The 17,895-nt window shown below is 51.1% G+C and carries 11 protein-coding genes; 3 read left to right on the top strand and 8 right to left on the bottom strand.

Features of this window, described 5'->3' with window-relative positions; genetic code table 11:
• Nucleotides 1-23 precede the first annotated feature (23 nt).
• From mnmE to BN102_RS08845, 3 genes are all read left to right on the top strand, one after another.
• Nucleotides 24-1,424: a tRNA uridine-5-carboxymethylaminomethyl(34) synthesis GTPase MnmE gene (gene mnmE, locus BN102_RS08855; RefSeq protein WP_019208777.1), complete on the top strand. Its 1,401-nt coding sequence runs from the start codon at nucleotides 24-26 to the stop codon at nucleotides 1,422-1,424.
• Nucleotides 1,425-1,831: 407 nt separating this feature from the next.
• A complete protein-coding gene (locus tag BN102_RS08850; RefSeq protein WP_245545377.1) occupies nucleotides 1,832-4,840 on the top strand; it encodes a SusC/RagA family TonB-linked outer membrane protein in 3,009 nt (1,002 codons plus the stop codon).
• 19 nt (nucleotides 4,841-4,859) lie between these two features.
• Complete coding sequence (locus BN102_RS08845; RefSeq protein ID WP_019208775.1) at nucleotides 4,860-6,437, top strand: RagB/SusD family nutrient uptake outer membrane protein; 1,578 nt, start codon at nucleotides 4,860-4,862, stop codon at nucleotides 6,435-6,437.
• Nucleotides 6,438-6,491: 54 nt separating this feature from the next.
• On the opposite strand, the gene BN102_RS10585 is transcribed toward BN102_RS08845, so the two are convergent.
• The 8 genes from BN102_RS10585 to BN102_RS08800 all read right to left on the bottom strand — a co-directional run bounded on the left by BN102_RS10585 (nucleotide 6,492) and on the right by BN102_RS08800 (nucleotide 17,864).
• Complete coding sequence (locus BN102_RS10585) at nucleotides 6,492-7,181, bottom strand: DUF4858 domain-containing protein (RefSeq protein WP_019208774.1); 690 nt, start codon at nucleotides 7,179-7,181, stop codon at nucleotides 6,492-6,494.
• A 72-nt stretch (nucleotides 7,182-7,253) separates the two neighbouring features.
• Complete coding sequence (locus BN102_RS08835) at nucleotides 7,254-9,611, bottom strand: bifunctional dihydroorotate dehydrogenase B NAD binding subunit/NADPH-dependent glutamate synthase (RefSeq protein ID WP_036787833.1); 2,358 nt, start codon at nucleotides 9,609-9,611, stop codon at nucleotides 7,254-7,256.
• Nucleotides 9,612-9,962: 351 nt separating this feature from the next.
• Nucleotides 9,963-11,240 carry a serine--tRNA ligase gene (gene serS / locus BN102_RS08830; protein WP_021311361.1) on the bottom strand — a complete coding sequence of 426 codons (1,278 nt, stop codon included), beginning with the start codon at nucleotides 11,238-11,240 and terminating at the stop codon, nucleotides 9,963-9,965.
• A 925-nt stretch (nucleotides 11,241-12,165) separates the two neighbouring features.
• Nucleotides 12,166-14,196 carry a fimbrillin family protein gene (locus BN102_RS08820; RefSeq protein ID WP_019208770.1) on the bottom strand — a complete coding sequence of 677 codons (2,031 nt, stop codon included), beginning with the start codon at nucleotides 14,194-14,196 and terminating at the stop codon, nucleotides 12,166-12,168.
• Between the two features lie 13 nt (nucleotides 14,197-14,209).
• A complete protein-coding gene (locus BN102_RS08815) occupies nucleotides 14,210-15,205 on the bottom strand; it encodes a fimbrillin family protein (RefSeq protein WP_019208769.1) in 996 nt (331 codons plus the stop codon).
• Between the two features lie 72 nt (nucleotides 15,206-15,277).
• Entirely contained in the window at nucleotides 15,278-15,745 is a 468-nt protein-coding gene (locus BN102_RS08810; RefSeq protein WP_019208768.1) for an HU family DNA-binding protein, read from the bottom strand.
• A 299-nt stretch (nucleotides 15,746-16,044) separates the two neighbouring features.
• A complete protein-coding gene (locus tag BN102_RS08805; protein ID WP_019208767.1) occupies nucleotides 16,045-16,920 on the bottom strand; it encodes a fimbrillin family protein in 876 nt (291 codons plus the stop codon).
• Nucleotides 16,921-16,970: 50 nt separating this feature from the next.
• Nucleotides 16,971-17,864: a fimbrillin family protein gene (locus tag BN102_RS08800; protein WP_019208766.1), complete on the bottom strand. Its 894-nt coding sequence runs from the start codon at nucleotides 17,862-17,864 to the stop codon at nucleotides 16,971-16,973.
• Nucleotides 17,865-17,895 lie beyond the last annotated feature (31 nt).

The raw sequence follows: 17,895 nt of genomic DNA, 5'->3' as shown, positions 1-17,895 counted from the left end.
CGGCAAAAAGTGTGTTAAAACAAATGCATATTATCGATCAAGATACCATTTGTGCCATGGCAACCGCTCAGGGCGGTGCCGTGGGTATGATTCGCGTTTCCGGTCCGAAAGCCGTGGAGATTACGTCGTCCGTCCTGACTCCTGTCGAAGGAAAACCTTTATCCGAGCGTAAAACTTATACGCTGACCTTCGGTAGAATATTCGACGAGGAAGGAGTCGAAATCGACGAAGTCCTGGTCGCTCTTTTCAAGGCTCCCCGTTCCTACACGGGCGAAGACAGCACGGAGATCATGTGTCACGGTTCGAGTTATATACTTCGGCAAGTCATGCAATTATTGATTCGCAAAGGATGCCGGTTGGCCCGTCCTGGAGAATATACCCAGCGGGCATTTCTCAACGGTAAGATGGATTTAAGCCAGGCCGAAGCTGTCGCCGATTTAATCGCCTCTACATCTACAGCCACCCACAGGCTTGCATTAAATCAAATGCGAGGCGGATTCAGCGACGAATTGAAAAGTTTACGCGATCAATTGCTCCGTGTCACCTCGTTGATGGAATTGGAACTCGATTTCAGCGATCACGAAGAATTGGAGTTCGCTGATCGAGAAGAGCTGAAAGCAATGGCATGCCACATCGAAGAAACTATTTCCGGACTGACCCGTTCATTTAACGTCGGCAACGCTTTAAAAAACGGCGTGCCCGTCGCCATTATCGGAGAAACCAATGTCGGAAAATCTACGCTCCTGAATGCGTTGCTCAAAGAAGATAAAGCCATTGTCAGCGATGTTCATGGAACCACCCGCGATGTTATCGAAGATACGGTCAGCTTACAGGGTATCACTTTCCGATTTATCGATACGGCAGGGATCCGCCGCACGAACGATGTCGTAGAAAATCTCGGCATAGCGCGTACATACCAACAGATGAAACAAGCCGATATCATACTGTGGATGGTCGATGCGACAAATGACAACCAGAAACTCGAAGAAATAAAACAAACGACCCTCCCTTATTGTAAGGCTGCCAAACTCATTGTCTTATTCAATAAAACGGATTTGATAACCCGGGATCGACAAGCAGTTTTGCTGACCGATTTTGCGGATATCTCTGCAGAAAAACTGTTTATTTCGGCCAAACGATACGAAACCCTTTTGCCGTTAGAGAACACACTGATTCGGCTCGCCGCTTTACCTGAGATTTCACAAAACGATGTAATAATTACCAACGTCCGCCATTATGAAGCTCTCGTGCGTGCCCTCAAATCGATGCATAGGGTGCGTGAAGGCCTTGAATCCAAACTCTCCAACGACTTAATCAGCGAAGATCTCCGACAATGTATTTACGAACTCTCCGATATCGTCGGCGAAGTCACTACCGACGAGGTCTTAAAGCATATTTTTTCCCATTTCTGCATCGGAAAGTAAAAGGTGATACCTCCTATCGATTATGGTCGTCCACCACGCCATTTTTATTAATCGAAAACGTTCGGGACGAATTGAATTCTTTCATGAAATTACGGAAAGCGGATATGGAATTTTGTGACCAATAGAACGAAGGATCGAGAGTGCTATTACATTACACTGACTGATCTCATTAAATGATAGAAATTTGACGTCGATCAACAAATTCGGATACGTCCGAGATAGAATCGGCACGATTGTTCATACATTCGTGGCCGCTCGCGACAACCGATGAAAATTAACAATGTTAAACTTCTTTCAATGTTTTGATTTGAAACAAACATTTCCTTATTTCGTATAATTATTTTTAAAAGGAGTATAAAAACCTTTTATTCTAAAAGAGCAATTATAACCATAAATATAGTATGAATATGAAGAATCATTTTAAAAAGATCGGGATGGCGGGGATAGTCTGCTATCTGTCTGTTTTTCCCGGATTTCAGGCGGCTACGGCTGCTGTCACACCGCATCTCGAGGAGGCGGAAATCGTTCAACAGGCTACTTATCAGTTGACGGGAACTGTCGTCGACGAAACCGACGAGCCCATCATCGGCGCAAATGTATTGATCAAGGGGACGACGAACGGTACGATCACCGATATCGACGGGAAGTTCGTCATCAGCAATGTAAGGGGAAACGGTACGCTCGTGGTTTCTTTCATCGGTTATAATACCGTCGAGGAGAGTATCAAGAACCGGAAATCGATCCATATCAAACTGGCTTCGTCGGTAACCGACCTGGGCGAAGTGGTCGCCATCGGGTACGGCAGCCAAACGCGTAGGGAGATCACCGGTTCTGTGGCCAACGTCTCGGAAGTGAACTTCAACAAAGGTGTCAACCGCGATGCGTCCGACCTTCTGCAGGGTAAGGTGGCCGGTTTGAGTATTGTTTCGGGTTCAGGCGATGTCACCAGAAGTTCCCAGATCCGTTTACGCGGTGCGTCCACCTTACAGAACGATCAGGGACCGATGATCGTCATCGACGGCGTTCCGGGCGGTGACCTCTCGACAGTTGCCCCCACGGATATCGAATCGATCTCCGTGTTGAAGGACGCTTCTTCACAGGCCATTTACGGTTCACGCGCGGCAGGGGGGGTCATTCTCATCACTACCAAGAAAGGGGCGAGTTCGAACACTACCATCAACTACAACGGCTATGTGACGATGGACGTGGTGGCCAACAAACCCGATATGCTCAACGCCGCCGAGTGGCGAGCGGCCAATAAGGAATTGGGCAACGACCTTAAAGATTTCGACCAATATACCGCCGACACCGATTGGTTCGGAGAGATGCTCCGTACGGGTTTCTCGCAGAACCATTCCGTTTCTTTGAGCGGAGGCACGTCGAAGAGCAACTACCGCGCTTCGTACACCTATTTGGACCGCAAAGGCATTGCGCGCGACAACTGGCTGAAGCGTCACAGCTTTCGTTTCCAGTTTCAGCAACGGGCCATCAACGATCGCCTGCGGGTGGGAATGACCGGTTCGGGCACGATCACGGATATGCGTATGCCCTTTGTCGACGATTATATCTTGGCGTACAACATGCCACCCGTTTATCCCGTTTATAATGAGGACGGCTCGTATTTCACCGGAGCCAACCACAATTATGACCAGGGAAACCCGGTGCAGAATCAGGATCAAAACTATCGGAAACGCAGCTCCAACTACTTCTATGGTCAGGGCGACGTGCAATTCACACTCTTGCAAGGCCTGAACGTAAAGGTGAATCTGTACAAGAGCCGCTTTCAGGCCGACGGTAGCGAATGGCACGATCCGGAGAACTCGCGCGGACAGGGCGATAACGGGTATGCGAGGAAAAATGCTTTCCGGTGGGATCGCGACTTGATGGAGTGGACCTTGGATTACAATCGCGCCTTAGGCGTCGACGAAGCACACAAGGTGGAAGGTTTGTTGGGCTATTCGTGGGAATCGAACGGATACGCCATGCAGGAATCCATCGCGAGGGACTTCGCCGTGTCGACGATGGGTGCCGACAATATCCAAACTGGCAACAAGATCAAAGCCGGTGAAATCAGGTCAGGCAGAAACGAATTCAAATTGATCTCGTTTTTCGCTCGTGTCCACTACAGTTATAAAGAACGATATATGATGACGACTACGATCCGTCGCGACGGATCGTCCAAGTTCGGCGCCAATCATAAGTGGGGATGGTTCCCGTCGGCATCCGCTGCATGGGGTATCAAGCAGGAAGCGTTTATGGAGGACGTGAAGTGGATCAACGATTTGAAGTTGCGCGTCGGCTACGGTATCACCGGTAATCAGGACGGGCTTCAGCCCTACAAATCGCTCGAGCTGTACGAAGCCAGAGGGAAGTATTACAGCAACGGCTCCTATCCCACGACCTTCCGAATTTCGCAGAACGCGAATCCCGACCTGAAATGGGAACAGACCTCCATGTTCAACGTGGGTATCGACTTCCAACTGTTCAACGGGCGCTTGGGAGGTACTGTCGAATACTATAACAAGAAAACTTCCGATATGCTTTACAACTATGCCGTATCCACGCCCACGTATGTGTACAGCACCATCGCTGCCAACGTAGGCGATATGACCAATAAGGGTATTGAGCTGCAGCTGAACTGGGACGTGATCCGCAATAAGACGTTCAACTGGACGACGTCGCTGAATTTGTCGCATAACAAGAACGAGATTACGAAGCTCTCTGACGAACTGTATAAAACCGGTCGCGTATATGTGGGCGATCCATGGATTCGCGGCGCGTCGGGCGTTACTTCGCATGTGATCGAGGTGGGGCATCCGGTAGGGCAATTCTTCATGCTGAAGTGTACCGGCTTGGATGAGAACGGCAAATATATCATCGAAGATATCAACGGCGACAAGCAGATTACCGACGATGACCGCACCTATTGCGGGAGTTCGCAACCGAAACTGACCTTTGGCTGGAATAATACCTTCTCATGGAAGAATTGGGACGCCAGCTTCTTTATTCGTGGAACCTTAGGCAATAAAGTGTTGGATAATCCGCTGGCGGCTTACGGTAACAACACTTACATCAAGGGCGCGAATGCAATGAAGAACGACGATTTGCTGAAGTTGCGCGAAAACTCGCGGGTGTGCTCGTATTATATCGAGAATGCCTCTTTCGCCCGGCTGGACAATATGTCGATCGGTTATACGTTCAATACCAAGCATATCAACTGGTTGAATAAAGCACGTATTTACGTAGCCGCTCAGAATCTCTTCGTCATTACCGGCTATAAAGGTCTGGATCCGGAAGTGGAGATTTTCCGCGGGGAGGCCAGCGATGACAATGCGGGCTTATCGCCGGGCATTGAACCTCGTAACTATATGCCGAAAGCCCGTTCGTTTACTTTCGGCGTTAACTTAACATTTTAATTGAAGGAGGAAGATTGATATGAAAAAGAAAACAATAATATCGTGTTTAGTGGGTGCTGCCGTAATTTGTTCCATTCCCGCCTGTACGAATCTGGACGAGAAGGTATACGACAAATTACCTGCCGATACTTTCGGAAAGACGAAAGTAGAGGTGAATGCACTCATCGGTTCCGTATACAATACCTTGAAGGTGTACTTCAGCGGAGGTAATTACTTAGCGTTGGACGAGATGGGAGGGTCGTCGGCCGTGACGCCGACCAGAAAAGGCGGCGACTGGTACGACGGCGGTCAGTATCGCGAGATCTACATGCATACCTACACCGCACAGACTTCATGTGTGAAGAACGCATGGACGAATGCTTCCGAATCGATCGGAAGGTGCAACGCCACCTTGTTGGCTCTCTCGAAAACGGAAGTACTCACCGAAGAGGAAAGGACGACCCGGATGGTAGAGGTGCGTGGCGTACGCGCTTTCTGGTATTACAAGCTGGTGGACGATTTCGGGAATGTACCCTTGGTGACCGATTACGGTGACCGGAATCTTCCCACGACCAAAACTCGGCAGGAAGTATTCGACTGGTTGATTCAGGAGGTGAATGCCATCAAAGACCTGTGCCCTGAACGTAAAGACAATTACGGCAAGTTTACGCAGGGCGCAGCGTATACGCTGTTAGCCAAACTGTTGCTGAATGCGGAAGCGTGGGGCGTCAACTATTCCGGCAATGCGTATGGGGAAGTGGTCGACGCGTGCAATAAAGTCATGGGGATGGGATATGCTCTCGAGTCGAACTGGAAAGATAATTTCTGCCTGACGAACGAGAAGTCCAACGAAGCCATCTTGGCGGCCATATTCTCGAACAGCGATACGGACGATCGGAATCAATTGATGAACCGTACCTTGCACTACAAAGACCACTTGGCCTTAGGTATCAAAGCCTCGGGAACGTGGAACGGCGTTTGTGCTCAGCCCGGTTACGTCAAACTGTTCGATACGGAAGATCCCCGTTATACGGGCACTTACCTGATCGGGCTGATGATCGATCGATCGACAGGCAAGCCTGTTATCACCGATCACGGTTTCGAATTGAACCACACGGTCGATGTGACGATGATTCCGAATACGGAATATGACGGAACGACGTGGGGGGCCGTCAACCAGCATGACGGAGCACGCTGTCAGAAATGGGAGTTTGCAGCGGATCTGACCGATGCCATGGAAAACGATTTCCATATTTTTCGCTTGGCCGACGTCTATTTGATGAAGGCGGAAGCTCTCATACGAGGCAATGGGGATGCAGCTGAAGCGACTCGATGCGTCAACGCTGTTCGCCAACGCGCTTACGGCGACAAGATGCATGATTATGCAACGGTAGGTTTGAAAGAAATTCAGGCGGAACGCCGATACGAGTTGGCATGGGAACTGTATTCCCGGCAAGACGATATCCGTTTCGGATGTTACGAACAGGGAATGTGGCCCGAGTCGAATTGTACGAGAAGTACAGATGTACATTACCGATTGTATCCCGTATCGCAGGGCGCATGGCAGACTAATCCGAATCTGGTACAGAATCCGGGCTATCCCAAATTCAGCGAGTAAGGGATCATCAGGTTATGCCGTTTCGTCAAGATGCGCCCGGCTCGGCTGGGCGCATCATTTCTTTTGAAATCTCAGAGAGTCGGCAACTCCCGGATAGAGTCGATTCGCCATTTCGTACATTTGTCGGAGTAGGAGGGTAGAGTCCTTTTGAACGGAATCGCGTTTTGCAGGGATGTGGTTGCTGTATTTTTTCCATGCGAGGGCATATTTGCGATTGTGTCTCAAAGTTCTGCCGTGTTTGGTCAAGTTCTCCGTTAGAAGTTTATTGGCATCGAATGTCAGTGCGAACCCGACCGCTGTGAGTATCGTGTAGTCGCCGTATGAAGGAGAGGAGATGCGCCGATTCTTGATGTCGTGTTCCGTCTGACGATACACGTCCGAATGACTGTTCGGGTTGAGTTCCATCGTAATTCCTCTGCCTCGTTGCTGTTCTTCGATAAAGGCGGGATTCTTTACGATGTCTTCCCGAAACTGAAGGTGATTCTGGTTTTCTGTGAGCTTCGGTGCATCGAGCATGGAGGGTTCGTCGTCCAAGTAATCGAAGTCGATGGCATTTATCGCTTCCCCATTCAATTTGATTTCTCCTTTATTTTCGAATATGCGTTTGAGTTTGAGCGAATCATCGTTGAGAACGATTGCCTTCTTGGTTCGGATTTTCGTAGCGGTTGCGCTTTTCACTTGTGCGCCCGCAACGGCGACGGATAAAAAATTCATGACCAGAAAGAAACGATACTTGAACAGCATTATCTTTTAATTTGATGCAAAAGTAACGTCGAATTTGTTAAGTAGCATGAATTGACTGTTATTTTATCTTATTTATGTTGGTGTACTCAACTTTTGATCCATAGCAGCTGCAGCTCTTCGGCCATCGCCCATGGCGAGGATGACAGTCGCGCCACCTCGAACGATGTCGCCGCCGGCATAGAGGTTTGGTCGACTGCTCTCCATCTCTTCGTTGACTGCAATCGTATTCTTTCTCCCCAATGCCAGGCCGGCGATGCTTTTCGGGACGAGCGGGTTGGGCGACACACCTACCGCTACGATTACCTGATCTACCTCGAGCGTAACGGTTTTTCCCGGAACGGGGACGGGACTACGTCTGCCGCTTGCGTCGGCTTCTCCGAGTCGCATGACTTGCAGGACGGCTGCTTTGACCGCTCCTTTCTCGTCGACGATGTATTCGATCGGATTGTGAAGCGTGAGGAAGTTGATTCCTTCTTCTTTCGCATGTTTCACTTCTTCCAGTCGGGCGGGTATCTCAGCTTCCGAACGGCGATAGACCAGGGTAACTTCCGCGCCGAGTCGCTTGGCGGTACGGCAAGAGTCCATGGCCGTATTTCCGCCTCCTACTACCATCACTTTTTTCCCAAAATTGATGGGGGTATCGGCAATGGGGTTGGCAGCGTCCATGAGGTTGATGCGCGTCAGATATTCGTTGCTCGAGAGGATATTGATGGCGTTCTCTCCCGGGATATTCATAAAGTTGGGTAAGCCGGCGCCCGATCCGATGAAGATGCCCTTAAATCCTTTTTCATCCAACTCATCCACCCGGATGGTTTTACCTACGATACAGTCGGTTTGAAAATGGACGCCCATCTTACGCAGGTTTTCGATTTCCACGTCGACGATCCGATTGGGCAGACGGAACTCGGGAATACCGTACTTCAACACTCCGCCGATCTCGTGCAATGCTTCGAATACGTAGACGTCGTACCCTTTCTTTACCATATCGCTGGCAAAACTGAGGCCGGCCGGACCGGAGCCGACCACCGCAATCTTTATGCCGTTGGAAGGTGCGATCTCCGGTATGGAGATGTTTCCGCTCTCGCGTTCGTAATCGGCAGCGAAACGTTCCAGATAGCCGATGGCTACTGCTTTCCCGTTCATTTTCACGTGAATGCATTTGCTCTCGCATTGCTTTTCCTGCGGACAGACACGGCCGCAGACGGCAGGCAGGGCTGAGGTATCCTTCAATACCTTTGCGGCGGCGAGGAACTGTCCACGTTCGATATTCTTGATGAACGAGGGAATGTTTATACTGACCGGACAACCTTCCACGCAGGTAGGCTTTGCACAATCGAGGCAACGCTTGGCCTCCGTAAGCGCCATTTGTTTGGTCAATCCTCGGTTCACCTCCTCCAATCGGGTTTGGGCGCGATAAACGGGATCGAGTTCGGGCATGGTCACGCGCTTGATGGCTGTGCGTTCCTTGGGTTTCATCGAGGTGCGCAGCTCTTTTCGCCAAGGTGCATCGCGGTCTGTCAGAATTTCTATTGGGTCGTCGGTCGGATCGTCGTCCATGATGATATCGGTTTTCTCTGTCCTCGCTTCTGCTCCTTCGTCTTTGGGGGCGAGATGGGCCGCATACTGTTCCATCTCTTCTCTTTCGACGTCTTTGAATGTCCCCATGCGTTTGAACATCTCGTCCCAATCGACTAGGGCGCCGTCGAATTCCGGTCCGTCGATGCAGACGAATTTCGTCTCTCCGCCGATCGTCAACCGGCAGGCGCCGCACATACCCGTGCCGTCTACCATGATGGTATTGAGCGATACTTCGGTGGGGATATCGTATTTTTGGGTAAGCAGGCAGCAATATTTCATCATGATGGGAGGTCCGATGGCGAAGACTTTGTCGATGTGTTCCTGATTGATCAGTCGTTCGATGCCTACGGTGATTATACCTTTTTCGCCGTAACTTCCGTCATCGGTCATGATCAGCGTTTTGTCGCTGCTTTCGCACACTTCTTCTTCCAAGATGACGAGCTCTTTGGAGCGGCCAGCCAAAACGGAGAGTACGCGGTTTCCGGCGGCCTTCAACGCCCGGATGATGGGGAGCATGGGAGCTATGCCGACGCCGCCTCCGGCGCAGATAACGGTACCGAAGCAGGCGATGTGCGTGGGTTTGCCTAAAGGGCCTACCACGTCGGTGAGGAAGTCGCCGACGTTCAATTCGCAGAGTCGGGTGGAGGAGAGGCCGACCTTTTGGACGATCAGGGTGATGGTTCCCTTCTCCGTATCCGCATCCGCAATGGTCAAGGGCATGCGTTCCCCCTTTTTGCCCACGCGGACAATGACGAAATTGCCCGCCTTTCGAGACTTGGCAATCAATGGGGCTTCGATGACAAACTTGAATACTTTTGCTGAAAATTGTTCTTTTGATACTATTCTATTCATTCCGGATCGCTTTAAGTTAGTGACTTTTAGATATTTCGTCGATGGTTATTATGGACAAAAATACGACAATATCCGGTAAAAGGAAAAGAAAAGCGGGTTAATATTTGGACCGGAGGTCGGGAGGCTTTGCCCCATGTACCATCAGTTCCAGCAAAATATGACGTCAGTTCCTGTAAAATATGCCATTGATCGGTGTCGGTTCCGTTGCAACAAGGTGATCGCTTCGTTCCGATGCCTGTCCTGTAAAGGGCGAATCCCCGGTGGGGATACTTTGATGGACATACGAACCGATAGCAAGGACAAATTGCCCCATTCTCATTTTAAGAAAGGGTCTGCCTTTTGTTGAAGGATTCAGTCGATCAGGTCGAAGCCGCAATAGGGAATCAATGCTGGGGGGATGACGATTCCTTCCGGCGTCTGGTTATTTTCCAATAAGGCGGCGAAGATTCTCGGCAAAGCCAACGCGGAGCCATTCAAGGTATGGCATAAGGCTATTTTTTTATTATCCGTACGGCGATAGCGGCAGTGCAGGCGGTTGGCCTGATAGGTATCGAAGTTGGATACGGAGCTGACTTCCAGCCAACGCTGTTGTGCCTCCGAATAGACTTCGAAGTCGTAACAGAGGGAAGAGGTGAAGCTCATATCGCCGCCGCAAAGGCAGAGGATACGGTAGGGCAATGCTAATTGCTGAAGGAGCTTTTCGACGTGATCGAGCATTTCGCGGTGCGATTCTTTGCTGTGTTCGGGTTTGTCGATGCGAACAATTTCGACTTTAGAAAATTCATGGAGTCGGTTCAGTCCGCGGACATCTTTGCCGTACGAACCCGCTTCGCGTCGGAAACATTGCGTGTATGCACAGTTCTTGATAGGCAACTGTGCTTCGTCGAGGATGATGTCGCGGTAGATATTCGTAACGGGGACTTCGGCGGTGGGTATGAGGTAGAAGTCGTCGGTTTGGCAGTGATACATCTGACCTTCTTTATCGGGCAACTGTCCGGTTCCGTATCCCGAGGCTTGGTTTACCACTGTGGGTGGCATGATTTCGGTGTATCCGTCTGCGCGGGCTTCGTCTAAGAAGAAATTGATCAAGGCGCGTTGCAAGCGAGCTCCTTTCCCCTTGTAGACAGGGAAACCGGCACCTGTGATCTTTACGCCGAGGTCGAAATCGATCACGTCGTACTTCTTGGCCAATTCCCAGTGCGGGAGAGGGTGCTGGGGGAGTTCGGTACGCCATCCGCCTTCTTTTACTACAACGTTGTCTGCGGCATCCGAGCCTTCGGGTACTTCGGGATATGGTACGTTGGGGACGGTATAGAGCAGTTCGGTCATCTCGCGCTGTGCGCTATCCATTTCTTCCTGCAAGGTCTTGTTTGCTTCTTTTATTTCTGCGACGTTGTTCTTTGCTGCTTCCGCTTGGGCTTTATTTCCTTCTTTCATGAATTGTCCGATGGATTTGGACAAGGAGTTTACTGCCGCAAGGTTATGGTCTAATTGGTTTTGAGCTGCCTTGCGTTTATTGTTGAGTGTTATGATTTGTTCAATGGCGTTGCGGGCATCTTTAAAATGTTTTTTTTCGAGTCCGCGGATCACATTTTCCGTATCGTCGGTAATCTGTTTGATAGTGAGCATATCGTTTCGTTTTAGATCATTCTGTTCATGCGGCCACAAAGATAGCGCATGCTTGTCGAAACGCCAAATTTATTTCGGGGTCACATCATTTTTACATTTGGAATGCATAAAGAAAAAACATCGCAAAAATTGGCTATTTCAATTTTAATTACTATTTTCGCTTTTGCGAAGAGACACCTCTTGTTGTGTGGTTTTCTCGGAGCTAGCCGGAACCCCAAAAGGCGAATAAAAGAGTAGAGGAAATATTTTCTATGTTTGTGCTATGAAGAAAATTGAACAACTGAAAACTCGAGTAGTCTTAGATTTCTCCCTCTTCTGTCCAAAAATCAAATAACAATAGGTGTCTTAAGTGAACAGAACTTGTTGTAACAGAGGGTTGTTTTCAAGCAGTAATTTCAGTTCACATAGTTATGTTGAATACTAAATATATCATCTTCTTGTGTTGCCCATATCGTAGAGCGTTATTGGGCTACGTATTGTTTGTGTGTATTGCAATCGGTAGTATATATCCGGCTTCAGCACAGAATGAAAATACAGTACCTGATAGTTGCCTATTTGAAATATCTGGACAGGTTTGCGACATTCAAGGAGCTGAGGTTTCAGATTGTAGCATTGCTTTGTGGAGAAGTGTTGATTCTACCCTAATCTCCGCTTGTGTATCAAATCAAGAGGGGAAGTTTGCTTTCTCAAAACTTCTCCCGGACAACTATTATTTGCAGATAGGAGGGATAATTTATGCTCGAAAATCTATCCCCAAGGTTCAAGAAAACAATGTTAATCGTAAGTGGTGACTGACGGCAGTCATGAATAACGACTAACGGCAGTCACCACCATCGACTAACGTTAGTCACCCGCGGCAACTGACGCGTCTCATTTTCTCCTCCTCTTTTATATTGAATTCAGGTTATTATCATTTGGCCCGTCACTACTCCAAAACCGGATAAGTCGGCCCCGCTTTGAAACGGTAGGTACAGGCATGAGCCGGCTCTTTTGCATTGAAGGCCTCGATGGCGTCGTTCATTGCCTTTACCGTCTCCGGAGAGTTCAGGTCGGCCTGCGTTTTCTTTCCGCAGTTTACCCCCGTATCGGCTATTCCTACAGAGGCCGGCAGATTGTCCGAAGCATCCGAAAGGGCAAAGACTCCATTGCCATACGGTTTTCTTAAGGCTACGCCGGGATTTCCGTCTTGCGGAAGAGTACCGGCACTGAAACAGCCGTAAAGTTCCGTATTCTTTTCAAACGGTACTACGCACAATCCCGTTGCCTGACCTGTATAAGTTGCATCTTCCACAACCTTTGTAGCCCCGACATTATAGCAGGCCGCAAAAGTGCTTCGGACGTCGTCCGGTTTGTCCGAATTAAACGCGGCCTCTCCCGTTATTCCTCCGGCCCGTCCGGTTCCACGTATGGCGAGCGTGCCGTAGTTGACGCAGGCTATCATGAAAGAGGGCATATCGTACCCTGTCAGTAAAAGATCGGCCACACATCCGGCCACGCCCCCTATAATCCTGTTATCGTCGGAAAGGGAGACCACCTCGGCATAGTTCGAACATTTCATCATGGTTCCTCCGTAAAAACAGCCGATAACACCTCCCATATAGACAAATGCCTTATCAGAGGATACTTTCCCTTTTACCGTACAGTTTTGTACGGTTCCTCCGATGCTGATTCCGGCTATTCCTCCGATACTCACAGCTTCCGAACCGACCTTTTCACAATTTCCTTTGATGTTGCACTCTACGGTGAGGTCTTTAACCTCGGACCTCGGATTTAATTGAGCGATGAAACCAATGTGCCGATAGGCGCTTTGTGTCATCTTCAATTCTTCGACCGTGTGATTGTTTCCGTTGAGCGTGCCCCAGAAACCAACGGCCGTACCGTTTTCATCGCCTTTCGTATATCCCAAGGGATACATTTCGTGCCCGCCGAAGTTCAGGTCTGCGGTCAGATTGACGATCAGTCCGTTCGTAGAAATCGTTTTGTTGCCTACCTGTTCGCAAAGCCATACCCATTCTTCCGGTTCCTTGATGTTATAGGTCTTGCCGTCGGCTTCGGGAGTTACGGGCGATGTAGTCACCCCGTCCCATTTGGATAAGTTGGCTTCTCCGCCCGTGATGACTGTGCTGCCTGTCCAGTCGGCCACGGTCACTTCGCCCGGCTCGAGTTTCTCCTTGCCCACGGTGAGGTTAAAGGTGTAGCTCTTGCCCTTATCAGGCGTATAATCCCGCAGCTTGGCGGTCATCGCCTTGTCGCCTACGGTAAGGGAAACCGTATGGTCCGAAGCATTATCGGGAACAAGCACCGTGTAGGTGCTGCCCGCCTTGCCCTCGCCATCGGCATAGGGTGTGTATGTTGCTTGAGAGGCGCCTGCCCTTCTGCTATGGAACCTGACGTTATCCACCTTGGTTCCGGCAGGAAATTCGGAGTTGAAGCCGGCTATCTTGACAATGAAGCGTGCCATCCAGCGTTGCATCGTAAAGTGCAACGGTTCTTTCGTCTTTGCTTGGTGATTAAGATCCCCTACCATTAGGTCTGCTTTAGCGATGTTGTCTGTACTGCTCTGGTCTGTTGGAAAAACATATGCTGCCCCACCAATAAGTACCAAGCCATATTCGGCGGGATAAAAGGCTCTGAAATCCTCCGTGTCCTCCTGCCAAAGGAGGTACTTGCCGTCTTTGGGTGTCCAGACAGAGCCATCGAAACGATAGGTGGCATGCTGGTCGCTGTTGGGAGCGTACACCAAGATTTCGTCTCCCGCCTTGAACTTGGTTTGCTCGTCCTCCGTGCCTAACGGCATGGAGCGGGTGGCGGCAAACGGGTTGGCTATACCGGCCGTAATCCGCACGGCATTTTCGGGAACTTGGTCTGCCTGTGGCCGGTCAAATTCGTTGTTGCAGGCGGTCAGCCCCCCGAGGAGGGCCGCCGCTGCAAGTGTTATTGTTACTTTAAGTCTCATTGCATCAAAAAGTTTATTCCGTTTCGATATTCTCCGTGCCGCCCTCGGTCCATGGGGTGGCTGAGAAGCCGCCGACGATTACTACGTCCTTGCCCACGGTGAGGGTGAGTTCGTACTGCGTGTCGGACGCGAGGTTGACTTCGGCCAGGGACTTCCATGTATACGTTTTGCCTGCTATGGCAATCTTCACCTGGAAGCCGTTGGCGGCGATGGTCTGCGGCACGAGGATGCATTCGTACTTCGCCACGGCACTCTTCGTTTCGCCCTGACCGGGGGTGTAGATACCCGTCAGGGGTTTGACGGGGGTCGCACTGCCCTGTTCGGTCATGGCATCTTCAATGAGTTTCCATGTGGCCTCGGTCTTCGTGCCTTCCACGCTCACTGCGGTGATGGGGTTGGCGGCGGTGCCGGCGCCGTTCAGGTTGAACTGCGTGCCGAGCTGCACGGTGAGGTTGAGCTTGGCAAGGCGGTGCTTGAGTTCCACTTTCATCTTGCCTTGCGGGGTCAGGTCGTTGGCAGGGTCTACCTCGTGGTTCTTCATCGCGAGGAGGTCGCTTTTGTTCAGCCGGTCGGCATTGCTCTGGTCGGCTTCTACCTTGATGTTCACGGGCGTGGCGCCGGTGGCCAGCCAATTCTCGTCGGTCAGCGTGATGTCGGAGGGGATGCATACGGCGGCTACGTTCACCTTCTGGGTCTTGTTCTGCCAGAGCATCATCAGTTTATCGGCGCCGGCGTTATCGTAACTCACCCATTCGCCGCTTTCTTTCTTCATCAGGGCGTTGTAGCAATAGTTGGCGTTGGCGGTGTTCTCTACCCGCAGCCGGAATGCCTGAAGGTTGGCTGTTTCCATTCCCGCACGGGTTTGCGGGCGGGTTACGTCGGTAGCTACGCGGATGATGCCGTCGGCCGGGAAGTGGTCGGCGGGAGCAACGAGGTTTTCGTCGTGGCTGCACGAAGCAGCGGTCAGTGCGGCAACGGCAAGCATTGCCAGATTCTTTATTGTCTTCATTTTCTTTGTTATTTTATTGTTATTGAATGATTACTGTTGATGAACGAAAAATGTTTTCCCTCCTTCGGGGTTTCAACCCAAGGGGTTTTCGGGCGTGGGCGAAGGTGTTTCGCCGGGCGTGGGCGTGGTGCCGGGTTGTTCGGGTACGCTCTCGCCGCTGCGCAGCACGATGCGCTGTATGCTCTTGGTCTGATTGCGCATCTCCATTTTGGGGAAGAACTGTATGCGGGGCGCTTTCAGCGTGTCGGCGGTGACTTCTTTCTCCGTCATCACGCGTTTGCCTATCGAAACGACTTTGAACGAGCCGAGGTCGGCGAGGTCTACCGCCCGTCCTGCAAACATCTCTTCGCGCACGATTTCGGCAAGGGCGGTGATGGCACTGCGCACGTCGGCGCGCGACAGCGCCGTGGCGTTGATGATGCGGTCTTCCACCTGGCGGGTGGTAATCTTGTCCTGTACAACGGGGGCCGCGTAGTAAACGGTCTTACCCTTGTTCTTGCCTATATAGGCAGTCTCTTTTTTAATTTGATGAATCAACATAATTTTTACTGTTTTTTGGTGATTAATATAGTTGTTTTTCTTTACTGTAAGTTCGACCGTTGCCGTACTGTAAGTTCGACCGTTGCCGTACTGTAAGTTCGACCGTTGCCGTACTGTAAGTTCGACCGAAGTCGTACTGTAAGTTCGACTGTTGCCGTACTGTAAGTTCGACTGTTGCCGTACTGTAAGTTCGACTGTTGCCGTACTGTAAGTTCGACTGTTTCCGTACTGTAAGTTCGACCGTTGCCGTACTGTAAGTTCGACTGTAGCCGTACTGTAAGTGCCGGCGCGAGGGTGCCTTAATCCGCCTTGGCTTCTCCGCCCGTGATGACTGCGCTGCCGCTCCAGTCGGCCACGGTCACTTCGCCCACCTCGAGTTTCTCCTTGCCCACGGTGAGGCGGTAGGTGTAGCTCTTGCCGACATTATACGAATAGTCCTGCAGCTTGGCAGTCATCGCCTTGTCACCTACGGTAAGGGAAACCGTATGGTTCGCAGCATCACTGGGAACAAGCACCGTGTAGGTGCTGCCCGCCTTGCCCTCGCCATCGGCATAGGGTGTGTATGTTACTTGAGGGGCGCTTGCGTTGCTCTTGTTATGAAACTCGACGTTCTCCACCTTGGCATCGGCAGGAAATTCGGAGTTGAAGCCGGCTATCTTGACAATAAGGCGTGCCGTCTGGCGTTGCATCGCAAAGTGCAACACCTCTTTCGTCTTTGCTGGGTTAAGATTCGCGAACATTATATCTGCTTTAGCGATTTTGTCTATACTGCTCTGGTCTGTTGGAAAAACATATGGTTCCCCAGCAACAGCTTGCAAGCCAGATTCGACGGTATAAAAGGCTCTGAAAGACTCCGGCCAGTCGTATTTCCAAAGGAGGTACTTGCCGTCTTTGGGCGTCCAGGCAGAGCCATCGAAACGATAGGTGGCACGCTGGTCGCTGTAGTCGGTTTTCACCAAGATTTCGTCTCCCGCCTTGAACTTGGTTTGCTCGTCCTCCGTGCCTAACGGCATGGAGCGGGTGGCGGCAAACGGGTTGGCTATACCGGCCGTAATCCGCACGGCATTTTCGGGAACTCGGTCTGCCTGCGGCTCGCCAAGTTCGTTGTTGCAGGCGGTCAGCCCCCCGAGGAGGGCCGCCGCTGCAAGCATCGAGATGAAAAAGAGTTTCTTCATGTTCTTTTCTTTTTTTTGAAATTGGTTTATAATCGGTGTTTATCACCTATTCAATCTACCGCTTCTCCGCCCGTGATGTCCTCGGCAGCTCCCCAGTCGTTAATCACCACTTGGTCCAGCTCGATGCGGTTGCGCCCCACAATGAGCTTCACGGTCTGCTTCTTTCCCTTTACGAGGGCGAGCGGTGCGGGATGGGTGTAGACGTAGTTCTTGCCGTCGATGGCTATCGTGAACTTCTGCACCTCCTGCGGCATGATGACGGAGGCGTATACCTCGTTGGCCTTCTGCGCCTGCAGGCCGAAGGTTTCGGCAGTCCCGCCGAGCGTAATCACACCCTTGAGGTAGTCGATGGTGCCTTCGTTCTTTGCCTCCGTGCTTACCGAAGCCACGGCGGGTGTTCCGTCGAACTCGTTGCGGTAGGTCAGTTCCAGAACGAGCTTGGACATCATGTGGTCGAAGCGCAGCTGCACGGGGTTATCGGTGGCTTTCAGTCCGGCTTTGCCCTGGCCGGTATTGACGGCCACGAGCAGGTCGCTCTCCATCTGCTTCCCGGTGTCTACCGTCACGGGGTCGGCCTTGAAGTCGGCCACGTTGCGGGCAGGATAGAGGGAGAGGAAGAAGTGCGGCGTGGCCATGTCCACCCACTTCATGAGGGGCGTGGGCAGCCACTTGCCGCCTTTCAGCTCGTTGACGGAGTTGTTCACTACGAGGTTGGTGGCGGCCACCTCGTCGGCCGTGCCCGTCCAGGCATAGACACTGATTTTGTCGCCTTCGTCGAACCGGGAGGCGTTTCCCGTGGTGGAGACGCGGGTCAGGTTGTCGATGGAGGTGCTCACGGTGATGTACTCAGGCTTGGTCTGCGACTGCGCCTGTTCGTTGTCGTTGTTGCAGCTTGTCAGCGCAACGGCTGCCAGTGCGGCAGCGAAAAGAATCATTTTCTTCATGTTCGTTAATTTAATATGTTGAATAACTAAA

Source organism: Phocaeicola abscessus CCUG 55929, from assembly GCF_000312445.1.
In the GTDB taxonomy this organism is placed as follows: domain Bacteria; phylum Bacteroidota; class Bacteroidia; order Bacteroidales; family Bacteroidaceae; genus Phocaeicola; species Phocaeicola abscessus.
This window is presented reverse-complemented; position numbering and strand designations above follow the sequence as displayed.